Raw genomic sequence first — 25,085 nt, 5'->3', positions numbered from 1 at the left:
TTAACAAAAAAAATCCAGCCACCGAAATGACTGGATTTTTTTATTCACCTGCAAAAAAGCAAATTATGACTCAGTTGAGGTGTTGGCTTTCTTTGGTGGACGGCCACGTGGACGACGCGGACGTGCCGGTTTTTCTTTCTCGGCCTTGTCTGCTGCGGCTTCTGGAGCTTCGGCTTCTGCATTTGCCGGTGCTTCGCTGGCATCTGCTGCATCAACTGGCAGTTCAGCCTGTACTGGTTGCGCTGCTTCAGCTTTCGCTGTTTCTTTAGCCGGTGCTTCGGCTGCAGCGCTTTCTTCAGTCGCCACTTCAGTTTCAGTCGCAGTGGTTTCAGCCGCTGGTGCTGCTTCAGTTGCTGCTGGCTCGGCAGTCGCTTCTACAGGTGCTGCTGTGCTGCTTGCAGCAGTGGCTTCTGTTGCTTCAGCTGCTTGAGCGTCCGCCGCAGTTTCTGCTGGTGCATCGTTAGCGGATGCTTTTTCTGCTTCGTCGGCATGGGCCTGTTTGGCCTGTTCCAGCGCCTGTTCGGCAGCAAGTTTGGCTAAACGACGACGCTCACGCGGATCATTGGCCACACGTTTGACTGGCGCTGGTGGAGTCAGGTCCAGCACAGGAGCAGGTTCTGCTTCTGGCTCAGCTTTGCTGACTTCAACATCACGGGTCACAGGCTGCTTTTGGCTTTCTGCCGCAGGTGCTTGAGCGACCAGGCTGGCTGCATATTGTTCAGTGAACTTTTGCAGGGCGCGGTTAAAGGTTGGGATTAAACCAAACTGCTCAATCAGTACCGAGCAATCTTCACCATACACATGACGGATCAGGCTGCCTACCGTGTACTGCTGCAAGGCTGGAACCTGAGATGGTGACAGCTTTGGCGGCTGGTTTTGTTGCGCACGACCTTCACGTTGCTGGCGACGACGCTGACGCGGATCGTTGCTGGCGCGTTTCACCGGTTGCGATTTGTGCTCTTCAGCCACAATTGCCGCAGGTGCCACTTCTTCTTTTGGTACTGGTGCTTCTTCTACTGCTTCAGTGCTGGTCGCAACCGGAAGTTCAGCAGTTGCTGCAGGTGCAGCGGCTGCGTTCTGGTTTAGCGCGACAATTTCACTTTGTGCAGCATCAACATTCACCACCAGAGCAGTTGGCATCACGTCCTGACGTGGTGCATCCACCAGGTCCACTTTCAGGCCTTGTGCTTCAGCGGCTGGTGCTGCTGTAGCTGCTGCCGGTGCAGCCGTGTCATTCAGCACGCTGGCATCGCGGTGGCGATTTGGACGCTCTGGACGTTGCTGGTTACGACGGTCACGACGTGGCACAGCATCTTGCTGTTGCGCTTCGTTTTGCGTCTGTTCATTGTTGTTGTGCTGACGGCGGGAGTTGCGTTTGTTTTCACGCGCTTCCTGACGTTGCTCCTGACGTGACAGCTGCACCACTTCTTCGTGTACCTGATGCTGTGCTGGGCTGTTGTCATTCTGGCTGTTTTGCTCGCGCGGCTCTTTGTGCTTGCTGCGCTTTTTGTTGTTGTGACGTGATGATTTTTCTTCACGTTCAGCCGGTTTTTCAGCGTGATCACGCTCATGCTTGGCCACAGTTGATGGGGCAAGATAAGCATTGCTGGTTGCTGCTGGTGCAGCCACAGGCGCCGCAGCTGCAATCTGACCGAACTGGCCACGGCTAACTGCGCCATTATTGACCATTTGCTCAATCGCTGCAGCCGCATTGTTGGCGCTACGTGACTGATCAACCGTGTTGGCCTGTTTTTGCACAAACAGGTTTTCTAACCATGCACATGGGCTAGCACTTGGTGCAGCGGCAGCAGGGGCCACTTGTGCAGGCGCAGCGGCTTGAGCTTTGGCTGGACGCTTCTGTTCCTTTTGCGGTGCTGCAGGCGCAGCTGCATGCTGAGCGTGCTGTTCTTCTTCTAAATGCCATTCAGAGGCTTCATAACCCAGTTCCTGTTCGCTTAAGCGGGTGGCTGCTGTGCGTTCATAGCTGGTTGGGGCAAAGCCTTCCGGATTGTAAGAGATTTCGTAATGTGGGGTTTCTAAATGCGGGTGCGGCAATACCGTTACACGTACATTTGAGGTTTGTTCAAGGTAAACCAGGCTGTGACGCTTTTCATTCAATAAGAATGCTGCAATTTCAACCGGTACTTCAACCTGAACTTCACCATGACGCTCACGTAGCGCAATCTCTTCCACTTTACGCATAATCGACAGTGAGAGAGAACGTAAGTCACGTACCATGCCGGTACCATGACAACGTGGGCAAACATAACCGGTCGCTTCTTCTAAAGATGGACGTAAGCGCTGACGGCTCATCTCCATTAAACCAAAGCGTGACAATTGACCAAACTGGATACGCGCGCGGTCGCTTTGCGTTGCTTCACGCAGCTTGGCTTCCACCATACGCTGGTTACGGTCTTTGGTCATGTCGATAAAGTCGATTACTACCAGACCACCGATGTCACGTAAACGTAACTGGCGTGCAATTTCTTCAGCAGCTTCCAGGTTGGTGTTTAGTGCGGTATCTTCAACGTCCTGACCACGAGTTGATTTTGCCGAGTTAATGTCGATTGACACCAATGCTTCGGTCTGGTCAATCACAATTGAGCCACCTGAAGGCAGTTTGACTTCGCGTTCATAGGCGGTTTGAATCTGGCTTTCGATACCGAAATGCGCGAATAATGGCTCATTTAAAGTATAGGTTTTTAGCTTGTCGAGCTGACGCGGCATCACCGCTTTTACGAAGTTATAGGCTTCGTTATAGGCCTGTTCTGAGTCAATCAGGATTTCAGCCACATCATCACGCAGGTAGTCACGAATGGCACGCGTGACGACACCGGCTTCCTGATGCACTAGCATTGGCGATGGACCAGAACTTGAGGTGCTTTGAATTTGCGCCCACAGATCTAGCAGATGCTGTAAATCGAGTTGTAATTCTTCTTGAGAACGACCAATACCGGCGGTACGTACAATCACGCTCATCCCGCGTGGCACGTTTAAAGAGGCCAGCATTTCTTTCAGTTCTTCACGCACTGAACCGGAAATCTGACGGCTGATACCGCCTCCTTTCGGGTTGTTTGGCATCAGGACCAGGTAACGGCCCGCCAGTGAAATAAAGGTCGACAGGGCAGCACCCTTGTTGCCGCGCTCTTCTTTTTCCACCTGAACCAGCAGTTCGGTGCCTTCAGTAATCAGTTCGCGAATATTTGAGGTTTGACGAGGATCGGCCTTGTAGTAAGAGTTGGCAATTTCGCGCATCGACAGGAAACCTTGACGACCGGCACCATACTCAACAAATACAGCTTCTAAAGATGGCTCTACGCGAGTCACATGACCTTTATAGATATTTGATTTTTTTTGTTCACGGGTACGATTTTCTAAATCAAAATCGTAAAGACGCTGACCAGTGACAAGTGCAACGCGAATTTCTTCAGCATGTGTTGCATTAATCAACATACGTTTCATGGGTGTAACACCTTATAGTGATACACAGCAAAACATCGCTCTATACGTAGCGAGCATCAAACATCACGGATCATGGTTCAGATCTCAAATACAGCGGTCTGAACGTTTCTCTACCGGCCTGATAATCGGGTTTCGGTGGATGATTCACGTATTGATGATGTCAATACGGCTTCAATCTTTAAACGATTAAAGTCACCTGGTCGTTTCACTGGCGGACGAGCGGTACATTGGATGTGAGTAACTTTCACTGTCACATTGCTCAAAGATCATCCCTTCTTTTAGTCGAGTGTCTTGATACGGAATTATCGTCGTATCTTTACAATTTGTGCAGATCCAATGTATCAACGCTGTAGCCTGAATGCGACATCAGGGAACGACTAGTCTGATGTGTATCAGTTTACGTTTAAAAACCAACTTGAGGTTGGCGACATATTTTTTCAGGCAAACTGATTTATGTACCTTAAGTACAATTAAACGCAACAGTTTGCAGTTTTGCCGATATAATAAGCCTTCGGCGTCGGCATAATTCTTTTGGGACCTTTACGTGTTTAGTGGAGTGTTTGATTGAATAATCAACTTCAGTAAAAACCGAAATGACCCAACTTTTACCCACTTACGATGGTTTCCGTGCGCTGACTATATCAAACCTTGCATCATCTGCCTATGGGCTAAGCTTATGTTTCTTGTGTAAAGCATAGCCCAAGTGATCAGTTTTTAATCAATTTTAGTATTTTTTTAGGTCGTCGTAACTGTATGAATTCTACCCAACAATGGCAAAGTGTCACTTGGTTTGAAGTCGATGAGCATCAAGCGGGGCAACGGATTGACAACTTTTTGTTTAGCCGTTTAAAAGGTGTGCCCAAAAGCCGGATTTACCGTCTGATTCGTGAAGGTCAGGTGCGGGTCAATAAAAAACGGGTCAAAGCCGAAACCAAGCTGAATATTGGCGATCAGATCCGGGTTGCTCCAATCCGTTTTGAACAGAAAGATGATACCCCGGCGCCGGTGTCAGACAAAGTCGCTCAAGGCTTGCTGAACCGGGTCATCTATGAAGATGAAGGGCTGATGGTGGTCAACAAGCCATCGGGTATTGCCGTGCATGGGGGCAGTGGTGTGGCCTATGGCCTGATTGAAGGCTTGCGCGCCGCCACCGGGAAAAAATATCTGGAGCTGATTCACCGCATTGACCGCGATACTTCGGGTCTGGTGATGATTTCGAAAAAACGCAGCGTATTAAAAACCTTGCAGGACATGCTGCGCGAACACAAAATCCGTAAAACCTATGCTGCGGTGGTGAAAGGCCAGGTGACGCTGGACAAACAGCTGATTGATGCGCCTTTACATCGTTATGAGCTGGCCAATGGCGAACGTCGCGTGCGTGTGTCTAAAGAAGGTAAAGAGTCAAAAACCCAGTGGAATGTGCAAGAACGCTTTATGCATGCCACACTGGTCTATGCATCGCCGCTGTCTGGACGTACCCATCAGATTCGTGTGCATGGTCTGAGTATTGGCCATCCGCTGGTGGGCGATGAAAAATACGGTCATGAAACCGAATATCGCGGGCCTAAACCACGCCGTTTATGCTTGCACGCCATGCGTCTGGAGATTCCGGGTTATCCAACCATTGAAGCATCATTGCCTGAAGATATGCAGAGTCTGGTCGCACAGCTCCGTGCGCAAAAGGCAGATAAGGTAGTAACACTTGGGGAAGATGACGAATAATCTTTGGCTTTTTAATTCTCGTTCATCTTGCTTTATTTAAGTGGGAAACTTCCCTCTTTATTAAAATTAAAGATGAGGAACATTGTTCCGCAAGGGGAGATTAAATTTCGGAAAAATCCTCTCCCTGAGCAGCACTGCTGCGCAAGTCTCCTTCTTGCACGTCGTTTAAAGCAGTGCTTTAAACTCGTTCAGGAGAGGGAGCGTTGCGATAGTAAATGATATCTGCATCCGAAATGTGCGAAAGGCGACATGGATGTCGCCGTTGGGTAATTAATATCTGTTGTGATCTTGCAATAAAAGTTATTTTCTAATGAAGCTCTCCCTCCTTTTTTAAAGGAGGGTCGGGGTGGATTTAAACCGAATCAAATCGAGGAAACCATATATGAACACAGCTGTAGAACTCATCATTTTCGACTGGGATGGCACCTTGTTTGATTCAGTCGGTCAAATTGTGGCGAGTTTACAGTTCGCTGCGCAGCAGTTCCAGCAACCCTTAACCGATGAGGCCGCCAAAAGCATTATCGGTTTGGGCCTGCCTGAAGTGGCGCAGCGTTTGTTCCCGATGGTACCGGAATTGCATAGCGAGATTTTACAGTGCTATTCCGAACACTATGTGGCCAACTCCAAAACTGATGTCTGGTTTGACGGTGTGGCAGCAATGCTGAATGATTTACAGGACGCAGGGGTAAAACTCGCGGTGGCTACCGGTAAAAGCCGTAAGGGTCTAGATCGTGTGCTGCAGCAAACTCAAAGTATGGGAATGTTTGCTGCGACCCGTGCCGCCAGTGAAACCCGCTCTAAACCGCATCCCTTAATGTTAGAAGAAATTCTGGCAGAAACCGGAGTGCGCCCTGAGCAGGCAATTATGGTCGGCGATACCTCTTATGATCTGGAAATGGCGCAGGCTATTGCCATGCCGCGTGTGGGTGTCAGCTATGGGGTACATACGGTCGAAGTGTTACAGCTGTTTCAACCGCTAAAAATTGCCGGGGATGTCAGCAGCCTGCATCAGTTCCTGTTACAGCAGGTACAAATGAAACAGGCCATCTAGGTGGGAGAGCATCTTTTCAGAAGAAGTGAACCTCTTGCCGCTTCTTCTTTTATTGAAGAGCTCATTTTCTTCCTTCTTATATTGATCTCTGCCTGGGCATGTTGCGTGATTGCAAAGTTTCGTCTTTCTTTTTCTGTTCTAGAGGCTGTATAAACACTGTGCAGCCTTATTGCCTCTAAAAACTGCTGATAAAATCGTCTAATACCGAAGCCTTAAGCGCTGAAACTTCTCATCCAGATTTCCTCAAAAAGTGGATAGAAATACTCGGAAATCTATAGCTATCAGGGGCTTCGTGTCGGTTGAGTTGTGGCTGTGTTATAGGTTCTAGCTATTGTAAAAAATAAAATAAGTATTGGCATAAAAAGTCCATTTTTCCGATTCTAAATCAGTTTATATCTATGCGCGTTTGCTAGAGATCGGCAGCAACAGCCTGTTGCCGCTCTGATCAGTCCCCCCTATATCGGCCGATGTTCAGCTGCATGCCGAAAAATCTAGTCAACAGCATAAGCCCAATTTTTGCAGTTTAAGGAAACATTGATGTCGAATTCTGCTGTTGTTGCATCAGTTGCTCAAGCGTTAAGAGATGCTGAATTATCACAAACTGCGATTGCACCGATTCGCCCACAATTAGGCGGTGAATCTGCTGATGTAGATATCGCGTACGCAGTTCAAGAAGTAAATACCGAACGCGCGTTGAAAGAAGGCCGCCGTTTAGTAGGTCGCAAAATTGGTTTGACCTCGAAGGTAGTTCAGGCACAACTGGGTGTTGATCAGCCAGATTTCGGTATGTTGTTTGCAGATATGGCCTATGGTGATGGTGAAGCCATTCCTGCAGGTTTGCTGATTCAACCGAAAGTTGAAGCAGAAATTGCACTGGTCATTAAAGAAGATTTGACCAAAGAAAAACACACCTATGCTGACATTATCAGTGCAACTGACTACGCACTGCCAGCAGTAGAAGTGGTGGATAGCCGTATTGAAAACTGGAAAATCAGCCTGATTGACACCGTGGCAGACAACGCATCTTCAGCGGCGTTTGTACTGGGTTCTCAACCGGTAAAACTGGAAAACCTGGATCTTGTGAACTGCAAGATGGTCATGACCCGCGGTGAAGAAGTGGTTTCTCAAGGTGTGGGTAAAGCCTGTTTAGCCAACCCGCTGAATGCTGCAGTCTGGCTGGCAGATGAAATGGTACGCCGTGGTCGTCCATTGTTAAAAGGCGACATCATCTTAACAGGTGCATTAGGGCCAATGGTTGTGGCGCAACCAGGCGATGAATTCAAAGTTGAAATTGAAGGCTTTGGTTCAGTTACAGCGGCATTCGCTGCTGAATAAGCCCCAACCTGATCAGAATTTTAAGAGAGTACATTCATGAAAAAGATTAAATGTGCAATGATCGGTCCAGGTAACATCGGTACTGATTTGCTTTACAAATTACAACGTAGCGAATGGTTAGAGCCAGTATGGATGGTGGGTATTGACCCTACATCTGAAGGTCTGGCGCGTGCGGCGAAAATGGGTTTAAAAACCACGGCTGAAGGTGTAGATGGTCTTCTTCCTCACGTAATCGAAGATGACATCAAAATTGCATTCGATGCAACGTCTGCATACGTACACGCAGAAAACAGCCGCAAGCTCAATGAACTTGGCGTATTGATGATTGACTTAACACCTGCGGCGATTGGTCCATTCTGTGTACCACCAGTGAATCTTGAAGCATTGCTTGCGGCTGGCGAAGTACCAAACGTTAACATGGTAACGTGTGGTGGTCAGGCAACCATTCCAATGGTTGCTGCAGTTTCTCGCGTTCAACCTGTTGAATATGGCGAAATCATTGCAACGGTATCGACGAAATCAGTTGGTCCGGGTACACGTAAAAACATCGATGAATTTACTCGTACCACTGCGGGTGCAATTGAAAAAGTGGGCGGCGCGAAACAAGGTAAAGCGATCATCATCATTAACCCAGCTGAGCCACCACTGATGATGCGTGATACTGTTCACTGTCTCGTTGAAGGTGAGCCAGATCAAGCAGCGATTACTGAATCTGTGCATGCGATGATTAAAGAAGTGCAAAAATATGTACCAGGTTACAAACTGGTAAATGGTCCTATTTTTGACGGTAACCGTGTTTCGATCTTCTTAGAAGTCGAAGGTTTAGGTGACTTCTTGCCGAAATATGCAGGTAACCTCGACATCATGACAGCAGCAGCTGCACGTACTGCAGAAATGTTTGCTGAACACGTTTTCAACACTGCTGAAGCTTAAGGAGCAACCTCATGTCTAAGATTATTGTTCATGATATGACTTTACGTGATGGTATGCACCCGCAGCGCCATCAAACCACTGTTGAGCAAATGATTGCCATTTCAACAGCGCTAGATGATGCCGGCGTACCTTTAATTGAAGTGACCCACGGTGACGGCCTGGGCGGTTCATCAGTGAACTACGGTTTTGCTGCTGCAACAGATGAAGAATACCTGTCTGCTGTTGTGCCACGTATGAAGAATGCGAAAGTGTCTGCACTGCTTCTTCCTGGTATCGGTACAGTTGACCATTTGAAAATGGCGCATGAAATTGGTGTATCGACGATTCGTGTTGCAACACACTGTACAGAAGCGGACTGTTCTGAACAGCACATCACTGCTGCTCGTAAACTCGACATGGACACCGTGGGCTTCTTAATGCTGGCTCACATGGCTTCTCCTGAGCGTCTTTTAGAAGAAGCACAGAAGATGGTGTCTTACGGTGCAAACTGTATTTATGTCACAGACTCAGCAGGTTACATGCTTCCTCAAGACGTGAAAGATCGTGTAGGTCACTTACGTCAACACTTAGATCCAAGCATCGAACTCGGTTTCCACGGTCACCACAACTTAGGTATGGGTGTATCGAATACGGTTGCTGCGGTTGAAGCAGGTGCAGTACGTGTGGACTTGGCCTCTGCAGGTCTTGGTGCGGGTGCGGGTAACACACCACTTGAATTGTTCATTGCTGTAGCGAACCGTATGGGTATGGATACAGGCGTTGACCTGTTCAAAGTACAAGACGTTGCTGAAGACCTTGTGATTCCAATGATGCACAACCCAATTCGTGCAGACCGTGATGCGGCAACTTTAGGTTATGCGGGTGTTTACTCTTCATTCCTGTTGTTTGCAAAACGCGCTGAAGCGAAATATGGCGTGTCTGCGCGTGAAATCCTGATGGAACTGGGTCGCCGTGGTACAGTCGGTGGTCAGGAAGACATGATTGAAGACTTGGCGTTGACCATGTCTAAAGCACGTGAAATGCAAGCTTAAGTTTTAATTTTAAAACTGGCTTAAGCAAAGCACTCCAATATATTTGGGGTGCTTTTTTTATTGGTGTGATTGAGTTGCTTAATATCACACTTTAAAAATAAATCCGGATTTAAAATCACACAGATCAATGTATTTAAAACGCATCTTATTTTTATATAAAAAATCTGTTAAATGATCAGCCGGGATTTATTTTAAAAGGATGGAAAAAGGGGGAGTAGAAAACCGATTAATTTAAATTCGAGGAAAAGCTGAATTATTTTAAATATTAAATTTTTTATAAATAATACTGATAGTTAAAAGCTATTAGTTAAAGTGTTAATGTTAAAACCAATAAATAAAGCTTAAAAACTCAAAATAAATAAAAAATACAGTGAAAAATAATATGAATAACAGATGTTTATATTTTTAGGGTGGAGAGTATTTAGCAGGGAAATGATTGCTGAAATATCTTAAAAAAATAAAAAAAGCGCTGTGAAATCAAAAAAATGCCCAAACCGATAAATGTTTAATACTGTGGTCGGATTTTCTATTTGATTATGCTTACGCATGATGACGGCATTGTTTTTATCTGCTGAATGGGAAAATTTACCATGCGTCGTCAAAAATTATGGATAGCAATGCTTGCTGCGACAGCAACTTTAGGAACTTCTGCTACATATGCAGATTTTATTGATGACAGCAATGTTCAACTTAAATTTAAAAATTTCTATTTAGATCGTCAGTATCAAGATAAACCAGAATTGAACTTTGGTTCATGGTCACAGGCGGTAACTTTGGATGCCAAGTCGGGTTATCATGATATTGGTGGTGGCGTGCAAATTGGAGCAGATGTACTGGTTCAACATGCAGTTAAACTCAACGGCCGTGATCAAAATCCGGATTGGGTGTTACCTCACGATGGCAAAGAATCTAAAGATCATTTTGGTAAAGTTGGTGCAACCTTAAAAGTTAAGGTATCTGAAACTGAGTTGAAGGTTGGTGATCTATTACCAATGTCACCAGTGGTATTCTTTGATCCATCTCGCCAATTACTGACTACTTATAATGGTGCCTGGTTAGAGTCTAAGGACCTGAAAGATACCAAGTTAACTCTGGCTTATATTGATGGCATTAATGCACGTTATGAAAATCAATATCATGACCTGAGCTTATTTCCGCAAAACAACTTTGCGACAGCAGTCAGTACAGATGACGGTATGTATATTGCCGGGATTGATCATCAATTCACCCCAAAAGTGGGGGGTAGTTACTGGTATGCAGATGTCACCAACATCTACCAACAGCATTATGCCGCTGTAAACTATAAAACCACCTTGGCTGAAAACACCAAGTTAGACACTCATGTACGTTATTTTGACAATAGCGAGTCAGGTGACCAGCTGTATGGCAAGATTGACAGCCAGGCCGTGTCTGCAGGTGCAAAAATCAACCATGGTATGCACACAGTACAATTAGGCTACCAGCAAATGTTTGGAGAGCATGGTAACAAAGCGCCAATGTTCCCGACATTGGGTGGTTGGGTACCACAGCCTTATCTAGACAACTGGTCGGTGGCAAGCTTTATCCGTAAAGATGAAAAATCATGGAGCTTGGGTTATACCTATAACTTTGCTGATGTGGGTGTACCAGGTTTAACCGCAACTGCACGTCATTTCCGTGGTTGGGATGTCGATAATGGTGCAGGCGAACCGCGTGGCAAAGAAAATGAAAACAACCTGATTGTGAACTATGTGGTACCAGAAGGTAAGCTAAAAGGTTTAGGTTTCAACTACATGTTTATTGATACCAACTATGACAATATCTCAGGTGGTAACGATCTAGAAGAACACCGTATCGCGACGACCTATACCTATACATTCTAATTGGTCAAGATCAAAGAGCAGCTGCACCTCCAGCTGCTCTTTTTTATATAAAAACAGATGAAAGTCCTAATAAAAATAAGGATTTAAAATTAACTAAAATGTTTAAAAACAATGGCTTAAATAATCGTTTTTTTGTAGCTTAAAATCGTAATTTTGTATCAGTTGAAAGCGCAGGAGCGGTTAATATAAGCCTATAGAAAACGCATGTTCAACGAGTCACTTGACGTCCAGACCTTCCAAGATTGAGGGAAACGCAAGCTAAAGACTGTATGAGGAGTAAGTATGAGCACTGTCCAAATCCCTGACTATACAACAGATTCATTCTTTGGCTTAGAAGATAAATGGATTGAAACCGCAGAAGGCGAACTCACCCATTACCATGAAATTGGTGAAGGTACGCCAATTCTGTTCTTGCACGGTTCAGGTACGGGTGTATCTGCAGCGGCCAACTGGTGGTTAAACCTGCCACAAATTGGTGAACAGGCACGTTGTATCGCGATTGATACCATTGGTTATGGTCAAACCGTTGTTGCACCGGGTACCCAATACGGGATCCGTGCCTGGGTTGATCACGCAATCCGTACCTTAGATGCTTTAGGTATCGAGAAAACCTGGTTGGTGGGTAACTCTTTAGGTGGCTGGTTGGCATTTCAATTGGCACTGGATTATCCAGAGCGCGTTCTGGGTATCGTGTCTATGGGTACCGGTGGTGCCAAGCAAACTGCGGCACTGAAAGCGCACGCGAACCCAGTACTGACTGAAGAAGGGATCCGTAAGACACTGTCTATGTTCGTGGTGAACAAAGACCTGATTACAGACGAACTGGTGAAAGTCCGTTTTGACTCGGCTGCAAATGACTATGCATCTGACCGTTTAATGGATGTGGTGGGTGCGCGTGACCGTGACCGTTTCGAATTCCCGTTAGACTTCGAAAAAATGAAAGACATCACCGTACCTGTACTTCTGATTCATGGTACTCAAGACGTGGTGATTCCAGTATCCCGTACCTGGGACATCCTGAATGTGGTGCCAAATGCAGATGCACACATCTTCAGCCAGTGTGGGCACTGGTCACAAGTTGAAAAAGCCGATGAGTTCAACACAGTTATTAAAAACTACCTGGCGGCGCACGGCGTAAAATAAGTCGGTGATAAAAGCGAAAAAAGGATGGTGACAGGCCATCCTTTTTTTATGGGCGGAATTTCTGGCTCAACCGGTTTAGTGTTGAATAAAGCTGGCCACCAGATTAATACAAATCGCCAGAATGGTGGTGTTAAACATATAGGCCAGCACAATATGCAGCGTATTCAGGATACGCATCGCGCGTGAGCTGATGGTGACATCGGCGGTTTGTGCCGACGTGCCAATCACATAACTAAAATAGAGAAAATCCGGATAGGTCGGATAAGGGGTTTTCGGAAACTCCAGACCACCTGCCTGATGCTGTTGCAGCGCCAGATAATAGTCATGCGCATAGTGAATCGCAAAAATGGTATGCATAAACAGCCAGGCACATAAAATAGTGGTAATCGCCAGCAGAAAATGCCCCATGCGTGCAAAGTCGGTTTGGGCAAATAAGTTGATCTCGACAATAATCGCAATAAAACACATCACCAGGGTTAGAAACAGCAGTAACAGAATCAGCCATTTACTGGCATCCTGCTGCTGGGCGCATTGCAGAATATGCTGATGATCACTGTGCCAGAAATTCAGCAGGGTAAAGAGCAGATAGCCGGACACGGCAATATTCCAGCTGATGAGCAGGCAGGTCGACCAGGTCCACGGGCTCAAGCACTGAAAAATACCGTACAGCACCGTGGTGATCAGAAAACTGATAAAAAAATAAGGATGAGACTGCATCCCGGTTTTAATATGGCTAAACGGTGTTTTTATCATTCTTATTCCTTTGATCTGGCCCATGACAGATAAAAGCATGCCTAGCATCCTGCTTCAGGGGCAGAACATAGCGGCACTTCACTGTAGTCTAGCTTATTAGACTTAAGTTGTAGTTTACGGCTGAAAATAAATCTGCGCGGCTAGCAGAGAAAAAGTCGTAAAAGTGCAAAAATGATAAAAAATGGTGCAAAAAATCCTGCGACTTAAGTCTAATCTGATTAAAAAGCCAGCAAATTGGCCATAAAAAAAGCACCATTATTTAGTCTCGAAATAATGATGCTTACAGGCAGTCAGCCAAAGCGCGGCTTAATCGCGGTTAATATCCAGGTAAAACACCCGGGTCAGCAGTTCCATAAACTTGTCGACCGATGGCGAGTTGCTGTTTTTGCGGTAACTGACATACAGGTCCAGATAAGGCAGTTCGATATCCAGCGGACGGATGATGGTGTTGTTCATGGTCAGTGGTGTAATATAGCCTGGAAGGATCGTACAACCTAGACCAATACCAATAGAGTTGATGTTAAACAAGATGTTATCGGCTTTTTGCACGATATTAAATTCAATATTATTAGCTTTGGCAAAATCTAAAATGGTGTTGTGAAGGGTAAGAGATTGCTCTGCTGATGGGATAATAAAATCTATACCATTCAGTGCTTTAACTGGAATTCGTTCGTATTTTGCCAGCGGATGGTCTTTCGGCAAAATGAAAATCAGCGGTTCACGCAGCACGAACTGGCTTTCAATTTCATCACTGTTAAAGTTGTGACGGGTAAAGGTGATGTCCAGTTCACCTTTTTTAATGGCTTTCATCTGATCATTGTTGTTCATACTGAGCAATTCAATTTTCAGATCCGGGTTCTGTACGCGCAGATTCGGCAACACATACGGGAAAATCTTCATTTCCGCGACCGGTACAAAGCCAATGCGTAGCATCTGCTGTTTGGCCTGGGACACCTGACGCGCCATGGCCACGGCTTTGTCGGCCTGCGCCAGGGTCAAGCGCGCCTGTTCCAGAAACACTGCGCCTTCTTCTGTCAGTTCGACCTTACGTTTGGTCCGGTGTAACAGTTTTACGCCAACGTCTTCTTCGAGGTCTTTAATCTGTTGACTTAAAGAAGGCTGGGCTGTGTAGAGCTTCAAGGCAGCCTTACTGAAGTTCAGTTCTTCAGCCACGGTAATGAAATAGCGAAGGTGACGTAATTCCATAAACCCATTCCAAAAGATTAATTCAAAAAATGTCTAACTATCATGTCTTAAGAGTATAATCTATAATCAACTATTAGGTGAAGATTATTCTGCCATTTAGGAAATAAATAGGCTTTCAAATTTTATTAATGCTTTAATAAAGAGAAATAAGCGATAAGTAATTGATAAAATATCTTAATTAAAACAAAAAAAATATTTCACTAAACCCCGCTAAAAAATCATTATCCATGCAAAGTTGAGTCTATTACTTTGTGCCATAACTGGTCACAGGAGAGCTTTTCATGAGTGGAAAAATTGATGTGCGCGAAATCGACGCTTTAGTCGATGCACAAAATGGACGTATCACGCCATCTATCTATACAGATCCTGACATTTACGAATTAGAACTTGAACGTGTCTTCGGTCGTACATGGTTATTCCTTTGCCATGAAAGCCAAATTCCTAAGGCTGGCGATTTCTTCAATACCTACATGGGTGAAGATCCAATCATCGTGGCACGCCAAAAAGATGGCTCAATCAAAGCATTCTTAAACCAATGCCGTCACCGTTCTATGCGCGTAAGCTTCGCAGACTGTGGTAATACACGTGCGTTCACTTGCCCATACCACGGCTGGTCATACGGTATTGATGGTTCTCTAAAAGACATCCCGCTTGAAGATCGTGCTTACCCACATGGTGCATGTAAAGAGCAATGGGGTCTGGTAGAAGTTAACCGTGTTAAATCATACAAAGGCCTGATTTTCGGATGCTGGGATGAAACGACTCCAGATCTAGAAGAATACATGGGCGATATCGCTTGGTACCTGGACGGCGTTGTCGATCGTCGTGAAGGCGGTACTGTGATTGTGGGTGGTGTACACAAGTGGGAAATCGAGTGTAACTGGAAATTTGCAGCTGAACAGTTTGCATCTGACCAATACCACGCCCTGTTCTCTCACGCATCTGCGATTCAGGTACTTGGCGCGAAACCAGACGACGAATCAACCAAGAAATTAGGTGCTGCTCAAACGGCTCGTCCAGTTTGGGAAACTGCAAAAGATGCACTGCAATACGGTTCACGTGGTCACGGTTCAGGCTTCTTCTTCACAGAGAAACCAGATGCAAACGTTTGGGTTGACGGTGAAGTGGCCAACTACTTCCGCGAAACGTATGAAGAAGTAAAAGAGCGTCTAGGTGAAGTACGTGCGCTGCGTCTTGCAGGTCACAACACCATGTTCCCGACACTGTCTTGGTTGAACGGTACTGCAACACTTCGCGTATGGCACCCACGTGGTCCAAACAAAACTGAAGTTTGGGCATTCTGTATTGCCGATGCTGAAGCGTCTCAAGAAGTGAAAGAAGCGTTTGAACGCTCTGCAACGCGTGCATTCGGTCCTGCCGGCTTCCTGGAGCAAGATGACTCTGAGAACTGGATCGAGATTCAGAAAGTTTTACGTGGTTATAAAGCACGTCAAAACAAATTGATCGTTGAGATGGGTAAAGGCAACGAGAAAGTACGTGAAGATGGTATCCCGGGCATCACCAACTACATTTTCTCTGAAACTGCAGCACGCGGTATGTACCGTCGCTGGGCAGATTTATTGATCCATGAAAAATGGGAAGACGTTGAAAAAGCGGCTGACGAATACGAGAAGGAGCTTATGAAATGAGTCAAATCAGCTTAGAACTTCATCACCAGATCAGTCAGTTCCTGTATCAAGAAGCCAAGCTTCTTGATGACTGGAAATTCCGCGAGTGGTTAGACACGCTAGCTGAAGATATTTCTTATACGCTACGTACCACACCAAACGCACAAACCCGTGACCGTCGTCGTTCGGTTGAACCACCGACGACTTGGGTGTTCAACGATACGAAAGATCTGTTGGAACGTCGTGTTGCCCGTCTTGAAACCGGTATGGCCTGGGCAGAAGAGCCTCCATCACGTACGACTCACATGGTGTCTAACGTGATTGTTGAAGCGTCTGAAGTAGAAGGCGAATACGATGTGTACGTGACTTATTTACTGTACCGTACCCAAAAAGAGAAAGACGTTACGATTTACTGTGGTAAGCGTCATGACAAGATCCGTAAAGTTGAAGGCGGCTTAGGCTTCCAGATCTTCAACCGTAAGATCACGCTTGACCAAGTTACCTATAACTCACATAACCTGAGTGTGTTCTTCTAATGAATAAGATTTTTGTTTGCCAAGTTGACGAGCTTGACGAAGGCGAAGCATTGAAAGTGGACTGCGGCGTAAACGGTATCGATGCGCTGGCAGTATTCAACAATGGCGGTGAATTCTTCGCAATGAATGATCGCTGTTCACATGGTAATGCATCGATGTCTGAAGGTTATCTGGAAGATGACGGTACAGTTGAATGTCCGCTGCACTCTGCACGTTTCTGTTTGAAAACTGGTCAAGCACTATGCTTGCCAGCAACAGATCCAATCCAGACATTCCCAGTGATTGTTGAAGATGGCGCGTTATACGTAGAGATGGCAGGAGAGTAATCATGGGTTGGCTAAAAGGCGAAGTTGCACTCATCACTGGTGGTGGTTCAGGTTTAGGCTGGGCTTTGGTTGAGCGTTTTTTGGAAGAAGGAGCACAGGTGGCCGTTCTTCAGCGTTCTCAGTCTAAAGTTGATGCTTTACAGGAACACTTTGGTGACCGAATTCTTGCAATCGCTGGTGATGTTGCCAACTATGAAGACAATGTCCGTGCTGTTCAAGCGACCGTTGAGCGTTTTGGCAAGCTTGACTGTTTTGTGGGTAATGCCGGTATCTGGGATCACTATGCCGATATCGTTAACACCTCGGGTGAGCAACTGGATAAAGCCTTTAATGAAATCATGGGCATTAATACCAAGTCGCTGATTCTGGGTGCCAAAGCAGCGCTAGACGAGCTGATCAAGTCAGAAGGTTCAATCATCTTCACTTTATCGAACTCTGCGCTGTATTCATCGGGCGGTGGTCCTGTTTATACCGCATCCAAACATGCTGGTGTAGGCATCATGAAAGAACTGGCCTATGAATTAGCGCCAAAAGTTCGTGTTAATGCCGTGGCACCGTCTGCCATGAATGTGAATATCAAAGGTGCGGCATCACTCGGTCAGGAAAATGTTGGCCTGCTCGATGCACGTGATCCTGAGAAAATTGCCCGTGGTATGCCACTGAACTTCTTGCCAGAACCAGAAGATATGACCGGTTCATATGTGCTGCTGGCTTCACGTCAAAATAACCGTCCACTGACCGGCGTGCTGATTAACGCGGAATGTGGCTTGGGCATTCGTGGTTTACGTCAACCACGTGCCGGTTTCTTTGACGAGTAATTCACGCCTTAAAACATAATGGACTAACCCGGCAGCCTTTTGGCTGCCTTCCGTTTAGGAGTCACACATGGCCGTTAAACTTATTTGTGCATCGCACAGTCCTTTAATGGAGTTTGCCACTCCGCAAGAACAACGCAAAGAACAAGCTGTTCGTCAGGCGTTTGAAAAACTGTCTGCGGAAGTCAAAGCCTACGATCCAACCCTGATCATTACCTTTGGTCCAGACCATTTCAATGGTTTCTTCTATGACCTGATGCCAAGTTTCTGTGTGGGTATTCGTGCCACTGCAGCAGGTGACTGGGACTATGGTAAAGACAACAACAAGATTGATGTGCCTGAAGAAACTGCACTCAATCTGGTTCGCCGTGTCCTTGATGAAGGCGTGGATGTGGCCTATTCGTATCGTATGCAGGCCGACCACGGTGTGACCCAGCCATTACATTTCCTGTGTGGTGGTCAGCTCGATCGTTATCCTACCATTCCAGTTTTCATTAATGGTGCAGCTGCGCCAATGCCAACCACCAAACGTACCATTGCTTTAGGTCGTGCGGTCGGTCAGTTTATTAAGTCACTGAATCTTGAAAACGAACGCGTACTGGTTCTGGGTACGGGTGGTCTGTCTCACGATCCACCTACACCGCAAATGGGTTCGGTACCACCAGAAGTGGAAGAATTCCTGATTGCCGGTCGCAACCCGACGCCGGAAGCACGTGAAGCCCGTCAGGCAAAAATTATTGCCGTGGGTCAGAAGCTGGCCGCGGGGGATACCTCGGTAGCGGTTCCGCTGAATGCGGAATGGGATATTGCCTTGCTGGAGAAATTCAAGCAGGCAGATTTCGCAGCACTGGAAGCCATGACTGAAGCGGAAATCCGTCGTGATGGCGGCCGTGGCGGTCAGGAAGTCCGTTCATGGATGGCGGCATTTGCTGCATTGCATGAGCTGGGCGAATATGACATGACCACCCACTGCTATGAAGAAATCAGCGAGTGGATTGCCGGTTTCGGTATCGTTTCTGCAGAATTAAAAGGTTAACTGAATGAGCAATGTAAACAGCATCGTGATTGTCGGTGCAGGTCAGGCCGGTGCCAGAGCAATTCTGGAATTACGTGGCAACAAATACGAAGGCAAAATCACCCTGATCGGGGATGAAACCCATTTGCCGTATGAGCGTCCGCCTTTGTCTAAAGATGTGATTCTCAAACCAGCCGAAACCAAAATCGAAATTCTGTCAGAAGAAAAACTGGCGGAACTGGGCGTTGAAACCATCCGTGGTAACGGTGTGGCCAAAATCAATGCCGAGGCAAAAACGGTTGAACTGCAAAACGGTGATGTCGTTGCTTATGACAAGTTACTGCTGGCCACCGGTGGTGCAGCGCGTCGTTTACCCAACTTCGATGCGCTGGGTAAACACGTGTACACCCTGCGTAACCTGGAAGATTCACAAGCGCTGGTGCCGGTATTACAGCCGGGCCGCCGTATCATCCTGATTGGTGGTGGTGTGATCGGTCTGGAGCTTGCATCAAGCGCACGTTTTAAAGAATGTGAAGTGACCGTGATTGAAATGGGTCCAATGGTGATGGGTCGTTCATCACCACGCATCCTGAGCGAGTTCCTGCTGCAGCAGCAACAATTGGCCGGTGTTGATGTACGCCTGTCGACCCAGATTGCAGAATGCAAGCTGGATGGCGAAGAAATTGTGGTAACACTGGAAGGCGGTGAAGAGCTGCGTGCAGATGCTGTGGTCTATGGCATCGGGATTATCCCGAATGCACAGCTGGCCGTTGAAGCCGGTCTGGATGCGGACTTTGCGGTTAAGGTCAATGAAAATTGCCAGACTTCAAATCCGGATATTTATGCAGCGGGTGACGTGGCCACGCAACTGCGTGACTGTGGTAACCACCGCCGCGTTGAAACCTGGGAAAATGCCAACCTGCAAGCCGGTATCTTCGCGCGTCACGTGATGGGCGTTGAACATCCAGCGGCAAACCCGGCCTGGTTCTGGACCGATCAGCTGGACATCAACTATCAGTTTGTTGGTGATATGGCAGCGGCTGAATGGCATGTGCGTGGCGAGATTAAACCTGAACTGCGTGCTGAATCATCATTCGTATTGTTTGGTGTCACCGATGGCGTGATCGTTGGCGGGATTACCGTGAATGCAGCCAAAGACATGCGTCACCTGAAAAAGCTGATCAGCAAACAGGCGGCTTTTGAGGCTGACAAATATCTCGATCTGAGTCAGGATCTTCGTAAGCTGGTAAAATAATCCGGCGATACGGCAGGGCAGACCTTGGGTAACTTTGGTCTGCTTTTTTATGGCTGTTTTATTTTCTTGTTGAGACATGAGCGCAATGTGCATGGTGATTTGTACATGACTTTGTGTCGGTAGGTCTTACTTTTTAAAGCTGATAAGAATCCTCAAAATTTATTTTTGAGTTCGCAGGGCAAAACTCTTTTCATTGTTTGGGCGTCTCTTCGTTCCGTGGTGACATTCAGGTCGTCATCCTCATTATTTCAAGATGGGTTTGAATAAAGATGCTTTCATTTTATGGTTTTCAAATTTAGTTGAGTTGTCTATGAGTTCAAACTCATCTCCCATGATCGTTACCGCAAGTATCTATGCCTTGCTGGTGCTGATCTGGGCCACCACGCCGCTGGCGATTGTGTGGAGTGTGGAAGAAGTCCATCCCATGTGGGTGCTGATTATCCGCTATTTCGGGGCTTCGCTGATTGCGCTGTTTTTACTGAAACTGATGCGTGATCCGTTGCCGCTGGATGAAACCTCACTCAAAAGTTATGTGGCGGGCAGCCTGAACCTGATTGGTGCGCAGCTGTTTATTTATCTGGCAGCCAATTACCTGACTTCGGGTTTAATGGCGCTGATTTTTGGTTTTTCCCCGCTTATTGCCGGTTTAATTGGCCATGTGATTTTAAAAACCCAGAAACTGGTGGCCCTGCAATGGCTGGGCATGGCGGTGGCGGTGGCCGGGCTGAGTTATGTCTTTGCCGACTCGGCAGACAGCAAGATCAACCCGATTGGGATTGTGCTGATGTTAATTAGCATGGTGTCGTATATCAGCTCGATTTTCTGGGTCAAGCAGATTAATGCACCACTGAGTCCGATGTCACAGGCCACCGGTTCCTTGCTGGTCTCGGCACTGGGTTCAATGCTGATGTTGCCATTCATCTGGTCACATATGCCAACCGAATGGCCGGGCATGCAAACCATGATTGGCTTTTTGTTTACCATGATCATGTCTTCGATTGTGGCGATGCTGTGTTATTTCTGGCTGATTCGCCGTCTGGCTGCGTCCACTGTCTCTTTAAGCAATGTGATGACCCCGATTATTGCACTGGTACTCGGAGCGACCCTGAATCATGAGCATATCAGTGCACATGCGGTGGCCGGGATTGCGGTGGTGATGCTGGGCATTGTGATGTATTTCTGGAAAGACTGGCAGCGTCAGTATTTTTCTAAATGGTGACAGCACAGGAAGCCATGCGCTTCCTGCTGTTTTGGCTTTTGCTAAAAACAACAAAAACATAAAACAAAATATTCCACAATTTTGGATACTATGCATATTGCATCGGCACTTGCTGTCCTGTGTAATGAAGACTTAATAAATCACAGGATTTGCTCTACGTGCTTCAATTTTTATCGGACTGACATGAATCAAAACGCGGAACCTAAGCATTTTCAGCTACCAACCGAAACATGTTGGTCACACGCCTGGCGTCAGCCTGCTTTGCAGTTTTTACCTTCCCGGCATTATAACGGTGCCCAGTTTTTCAATCCGGTGCCGGCACCCGAAGGGCGTAGCCGCAGTGATTTGCTGAAATGGCTGTTACAGCGTAAACGCAATAGCTGGACCGCAGAAAACACACCAGAGCAGCCCGCTGAAGGCAAGCGTCCGATTCCGCAGGAACGTCCGAATGCCAGCCTGGATGACTGGCAGATCTGGTTTGTAGGGCATGCTACCGTTCTGATTCAGATTGGCCCCTATAATTTCCTGACCGATCCGGTCTGGTGTGAATATGCCGGACCGCAGCAGGGCAGAGGTCCGAAACGGATTTGCCCGGCTGGAATTGCCCTGGAAGAGTTACCGACCATTCATGCGGTGCTGTTGAGCCATAACCATTATGACCACATGGATCTGGCCACCCTGCGCTGGTTACATGCCCGTTTTGCCATGCCAATTTATACCGGACTGGGCAACAGCTGGTATTTGCCAAAAAACTTTCATGTGGTGGAAATGGACTGGTGGCAATCGGCGCTATTTAATGAATTAAAACTGGTCTATATTCCGGCGCAGCATGGTTCAGGCCGTGGTATGCGCGACCAGAACAGTGCCCTCTGGGGTGGCTTCTCGATTCTGCATGGTGAAGATCACTGCTTCTTTGCCGGAGATACCGGTTATTCCTCGCATTTTAAGGAAATCCATGCCCGTATTGGCGCACCGCGGATTGCACTATTACCGATTGGTGCCTATGAGCCACGGGACCTGATGCGCTATATGCACATGAATCCGGAAGATGCTTTTCAGGCGCATAAAGACCTGCATTCCAAATGTTCGCTGGCCATTCATTACCGTACCTTCCAGCTCACCGATGAAGGCCGTGAACAGCCGGAAGTCGATTTGCAAAATGCCATGCGTAAATCCTCAAAACTGATGAATCCGTTTTATTGCATTCGCGAAGGCAAGAAGCTGATTGTTTAAGTTTAAATCCTGCAACAAAAAACCACCCGAAGGTGGTTTTTTTATGGCTTGAACTCTCTGTGTAGAGGCTTAGAGCACGCCTGGCTGACCCAGCGCAGGGTCGGTGGCTCGAGCGGCCTGAGCATCTGTCACGGTCATCCCCAAGGCTTGGGCTACACCTTCGCCGTAGGCCGGGTCACACATAAAGCAGTTACGGATATGACGGTACTTGATAAAGTCATAGGCATCGCCCATGGCACGCGCAGTATTGTCAAACAGCGCCTGTTTCTGTTCAGGATTCATCAGGTTGAACAGGGCACGCGGCTGGCTAAAGTAATCGCTGTCATCTTGACGATAATCCCAGAAATCGGCATCGCCACGGATTTTCAGTGGTGGTTCACGGTACTGTGGCTGTTCCTGCCATTGCTGGAAGCTGTTTGGCTCATAGTGTGGCAAGCCGCCATAGTTGCCATCCATACGGCCCTGACCATCACGGCGGTTAGAGTGGACCGGACAACGGGCTGCGTTTACCGGAATCTGGGAATGGTTTACCCCCACGCGATAACGTGCGGCATCGGCATAGTTAATTAAACGCGCTTGCAGCATACGGTCTGGTGAATAGCTGATCCCCGGCACCAGAGTACTTGGTGCAAAAGCGGCCTGTTCCACATCCTGGAAATAGTTTTCTGGGTTACGGTTCAGTTCAAACTCACCGACTTCAATTAATGGATAATCACCTTTTGGCCAGACTTTGGTCAGGTCAAACGGATGATAAGGCACGGTTTCCGCTTCGGTTTCCGGCATGATCTGCACGAATAGGGTCCATTTCGGGAAATCGCCACGTTCAATTGCATTAAACAGGTCATTTTGGCTGCTTTCACGGTCCTGGCCAATCAGTGCTGCGGCTTCGGCATCGGTCAGGTTTTTAATGCCCTGCTGGGTACGGAAATGGAATTTGACCCAGAAACGTTCATTGTTGGCATTAATGAAGCTGTAGGTGTGGCTGCCAAAACCATGCATATGACGATAACCATCTGGAATACCGCGGTCTGACATGACAATGGTCACCTGATGCAGCGCTTCTGGTAACAGGGTCCAGAAATCCCAGTTGTTGTTGGCGGAACGGACGTTGGTTTTCGGGTCACGTTTTACCGCTTTGTTCAGGTCTGGGAACTGGCGCGGGTCACGGAAGAAGAACACCGGTGTGTTGTTACCGACTAAATCCCAGTTGCCTTCTTCGGTATAGAATTTTAGTGCAAAACCGCGAATATCACGTTCGGCATCGGCAGCACCGCGCTCACCGGCCACCGTCGAGAAGCGGGCAAACATTTCGGTTTTCTTGCCGACTTCAGAGAAAATTTTGGCGCGGGTATATTGGGTAATGTCGTGAGTCACGGTAAAGGTTCCGAATGCACCTGAACCTTTGGCGTGCATACGACGCTCAGGAATCACTTCACGAACAAAGTTCGCCAGTTTTTCATTGAGCCATAAATCTTGGGTAAGTAATGGACCGCGGGCACCGGCGGTCATACTGTTCTGGTTATCGACCACCGGAGCACCGGCATCGGTGGTGAGGTGGGTGACCGGACATTTTTTAAAGTCTTGGCTCATTATCGTTCTCCGTTATTGTATTCATGTGCTGACGTTGGACACGGGCTGGATTCTCCAGGCAGGTGACATCCCATGAAATTAACCGTTATCAAAGTCATCAATATAAAAAATAAACCCAGCTTATCATTGAAATCTACCTTGCAATAGCTGGCTGGGCAGAATGACGATGGATAAAAAACATAAAAATGCAACTTGGTTCTCATTTAACTTAAACCGAATATAACACTTTTTCAAATAGATAAAACGATTAGTGCTCAAAGGAATAATCGATAGCTTAAAGTTTTGATTTCTGAGTGTTTTAGTCGGATTTTGTTGAGATGAGCCGGGCTAAAAATGGCTGGATGGCCAGTTCAATATCGGCCTGCAGTTGCGGCCAGTCCTGAAATGTGGGCTGGATTAACAGGGTTTGTGAAATAAAGCCATAACTGATGCGATGCAGGTTTTCGGCACAGCGCAAGCGTTCGTGGGTTTCAGGTATATAGCGGCTTAAAATCTGCTGCCAGCTGTCCAGCATCAGCTGATAATGCTTTTGATAGGCCTGTTCGCTCGACAGGCTGCGTTCAAGTAAAAACACACTGGCCCACAGCCGCTGTTCGCTGCGGATACGGTCGAGCTGAAAGCACAGCAGGGCCTGTATATCGCTGCAAATATCACCAGTTGTGGATAACTGTAGCGGTGGCTGGGTATAACTGCGTAGCGCCTCGACATGCTGGATAATCTGCTGGTGGATTACCCAGGCCAGCAAATCTTCTTTCTGGGCAAAGTATTCATAAAAGGTGCCCAGACCGACCCCGGCCAGTTCGGTAATCTCGCGGATGGTCAGCTGTGCGGGTGACTGCTGCTGCAAAAGCCGAACAACACTGTCCAGCAGGGCCTGCTGGGTCTGTTTGGCCCGGGACTGGCGAGGCTTACGCCGCAGCTGTACAGAGGGGGAGGTCATGACTGAAAACCGAACATGCTGTGGGTGAAT

At 47.2% G+C, this 25,085-nt stretch carries 20 protein-coding genes; 15 read left to right on the top strand and 5 right to left on the bottom strand.

The window, feature by feature from the left end; translation table 11 throughout:
• Window positions 1-63: 63 nt before the first annotated feature.
• Window positions 64-3,462, bottom strand: a complete 3,399-nt coding sequence (locus tag FTU54_RS07760; RefSeq protein ID WP_180047360.1) for an Rne/Rng family ribonuclease — start codon at window positions 3,460-3,462, stop codon at window positions 64-66.
• 753 nt (window positions 3,463-4,215) lie between these two features.
• Here FTU54_RS07760 and FTU54_RS07755 point away from each other — a divergent pair.
• The 7 genes from FTU54_RS07755 (at window position 4,216) to FTU54_RS07725 (ending at window position 12,539) form a co-directional block, all read left to right on the top strand.
• Window positions 4,216-5,184: an RluA family pseudouridine synthase gene (locus FTU54_RS07755; protein WP_180069469.1), complete on the top strand. Its 969-nt coding sequence runs from the start codon at window positions 4,216-4,218 to the stop codon at window positions 5,182-5,184.
• 382 nt (window positions 5,185-5,566) lie between these two features.
• Window positions 5,567-6,235: an HAD-IA family hydrolase gene (locus FTU54_RS07750; RefSeq protein ID WP_104470673.1), complete on the top strand. Its 669-nt coding sequence runs from the start codon at window positions 5,567-5,569 to the stop codon at window positions 6,233-6,235.
• Between the two features lie 537 nt (window positions 6,236-6,772).
• Window positions 6,773-7,570 (top strand): 2-keto-4-pentenoate hydratase, encoded by a 798-nt coding sequence (locus FTU54_RS07745; RefSeq protein WP_005181967.1) that lies wholly within the window; start codon window positions 6,773-6,775, stop codon window positions 7,568-7,570.
• 36 nt (window positions 7,571-7,606) lie between these two features.
• Window positions 7,607-8,503: an acetaldehyde dehydrogenase (acetylating) gene (locus tag FTU54_RS07740; RefSeq protein WP_005181969.1), complete on the top strand. Its 897-nt coding sequence runs from the start codon at window positions 7,607-7,609 to the stop codon at window positions 8,501-8,503.
• Window positions 8,504-8,514: 11 nt separating this feature from the next.
• The gene (gene dmpG, locus FTU54_RS07735) at window positions 8,515-9,534 is read left to right on the top strand and encodes a 4-hydroxy-2-oxovalerate aldolase (protein ID WP_005181971.1); all 1,020 of its coding nucleotides are present in this window, start codon (window positions 8,515-8,517) and stop codon (window positions 9,532-9,534) included.
• A gap of 590 nt (window positions 9,535-10,124) precedes the next feature.
• Complete coding sequence (locus FTU54_RS07730; RefSeq protein ID WP_180046348.1) at window positions 10,125-11,396, top strand: OprD family outer membrane porin; 1,272 nt, start codon at window positions 10,125-10,127, stop codon at window positions 11,394-11,396.
• A gap of 282 nt (window positions 11,397-11,678) precedes the next feature.
• Complete coding sequence (locus tag FTU54_RS07725; protein WP_005181976.1) at window positions 11,679-12,539, top strand: alpha/beta fold hydrolase; 861 nt, start codon at window positions 11,679-11,681, stop codon at window positions 12,537-12,539.
• Between the two features lie 75 nt (window positions 12,540-12,614).
• On the opposite strand, the gene FTU54_RS07720 is transcribed toward FTU54_RS07725, so the two are convergent.
• Together FTU54_RS07720 and hcaR are read right to left on the bottom strand one after the other, a co-directional pair.
• On the bottom strand, window positions 12,615-13,292 hold the full coding sequence (locus tag FTU54_RS07720; RefSeq protein ID WP_180046346.1) for a DUF1345 domain-containing protein: 678 nt from the start codon (window positions 13,290-13,292) through the stop codon (window positions 12,615-12,617).
• A gap of 306 nt (window positions 13,293-13,598) precedes the next feature.
• Entirely contained in the window at window positions 13,599-14,498 is a 900-nt protein-coding gene (gene hcaR, locus FTU54_RS07715) for a DNA-binding transcriptional regulator HcaR (RefSeq protein ID WP_180046344.1), read from the bottom strand.
• 281 nt (window positions 14,499-14,779) lie between these two features.
• Here hcaR and hcaE point away from each other — a divergent pair, with 281 nt between their 5' ends.
• The 8 genes from hcaE to FTU54_RS07675 all read left to right on the top strand — a co-directional run bounded on the left by hcaE (window position 14,780) and on the right by FTU54_RS07675 (window position 22,525).
• Window positions 14,780-16,147 (top strand): 3-phenylpropionate/cinnamic acid dioxygenase subunit alpha, encoded by a 1,368-nt coding sequence (hcaE, locus tag FTU54_RS07710; protein ID WP_180046342.1) that lies wholly within the window; start codon window positions 14,780-14,782, stop codon window positions 16,145-16,147.
• Complete coding sequence (gene hcaF, locus FTU54_RS07705) at window positions 16,144-16,662, top strand: 3-phenylpropionate/cinnamic acid dioxygenase subunit beta (protein ID WP_005181997.1); 519 nt, start codon at window positions 16,144-16,146, stop codon at window positions 16,660-16,662. The genes hcaE and hcaF overlap by 4 nt, the downstream gene beginning before the upstream one ends.
• The gene (hcaC, locus tag FTU54_RS07700; RefSeq protein WP_005181999.1) at window positions 16,662-16,988 is read left to right on the top strand and encodes a 3-phenylpropionate/cinnamic acid dioxygenase ferredoxin subunit; all 327 of its coding nucleotides are present in this window, start codon (window positions 16,662-16,664) and stop codon (window positions 16,986-16,988) included. Before hcaF ends, hcaC begins: the two co-directional genes overlap by 1 nt.
• 2 nt (window positions 16,989-16,990) lie before the next feature.
• Window positions 16,991-17,806 (top strand): 3-phenylpropionate-dihydrodiol/cinnamic acid-dihydrodiol dehydrogenase, encoded by an 816-nt coding sequence (gene hcaB, locus FTU54_RS07695; RefSeq protein WP_168408474.1) that lies wholly within the window; start codon window positions 16,991-16,993, stop codon window positions 17,804-17,806.
• A gap of 67 nt (window positions 17,807-17,873) precedes the next feature.
• A complete protein-coding gene (locus FTU54_RS07690; protein ID WP_005182005.1) occupies window positions 17,874-18,839 on the top strand; it encodes a 3-carboxyethylcatechol 2,3-dioxygenase in 966 nt (321 codons plus the stop codon).
• A gap of 4 nt (window positions 18,840-18,843) precedes the next feature.
• Window positions 18,844-20,073 carry a 3-phenylpropionate/cinnamic acid dioxygenase ferredoxin--NAD(+) reductase subunit gene (gene hcaD, locus FTU54_RS07685; RefSeq protein ID WP_180046340.1) on the top strand — a complete coding sequence of 410 codons (1,230 nt, stop codon included), beginning with the start codon at window positions 18,844-18,846 and terminating at the stop codon, window positions 20,071-20,073.
• Window positions 20,074-20,383: 310 nt separating this feature from the next.
• The gene (locus FTU54_RS07680) at window positions 20,384-21,292 is read left to right on the top strand and encodes a DMT family transporter (RefSeq protein WP_016659599.1); all 909 of its coding nucleotides are present in this window, start codon (window positions 20,384-20,386) and stop codon (window positions 21,290-21,292) included.
• A gap of 183 nt (window positions 21,293-21,475) precedes the next feature.
• Window positions 21,476-22,525 (top strand): MBL fold metallo-hydrolase, encoded by a 1,050-nt coding sequence (locus FTU54_RS07675; RefSeq protein ID WP_005182011.1) that lies wholly within the window; start codon window positions 21,476-21,478, stop codon window positions 22,523-22,525.
• A 69-nt stretch (window positions 22,526-22,594) separates the two neighbouring features.
• Here FTU54_RS07675 and FTU54_RS07670 read toward each other — a convergent pair whose 3' ends face one another.
• Together FTU54_RS07670 and FTU54_RS07665 are read right to left on the bottom strand one after the other, a co-directional pair.
• Complete coding sequence (locus FTU54_RS07670) at window positions 22,595-24,115, bottom strand: catalase (protein WP_180046338.1); 1,521 nt, start codon at window positions 24,113-24,115, stop codon at window positions 22,595-22,597.
• A gap of 298 nt (window positions 24,116-24,413) precedes the next feature.
• Window positions 24,414-25,055: a TetR/AcrR family transcriptional regulator gene (locus FTU54_RS07665; RefSeq protein WP_180046336.1), complete on the bottom strand. Its 642-nt coding sequence runs from the start codon at window positions 25,053-25,055 to the stop codon at window positions 24,414-24,416.
• Window positions 25,056-25,085: the final 30 nt, after the last annotated feature.

This window comes from Acinetobacter sp. YH12116 (genome assembly GCF_013418895.1).
Classification (GTDB): domain Bacteria; phylum Pseudomonadota; class Gammaproteobacteria; order Pseudomonadales; family Moraxellaceae; genus Acinetobacter; species Acinetobacter indicus.
Note: the sequence above shows the minus strand (reverse complement) of the source record. Positions and strands in the feature narration are given on the sequence as shown.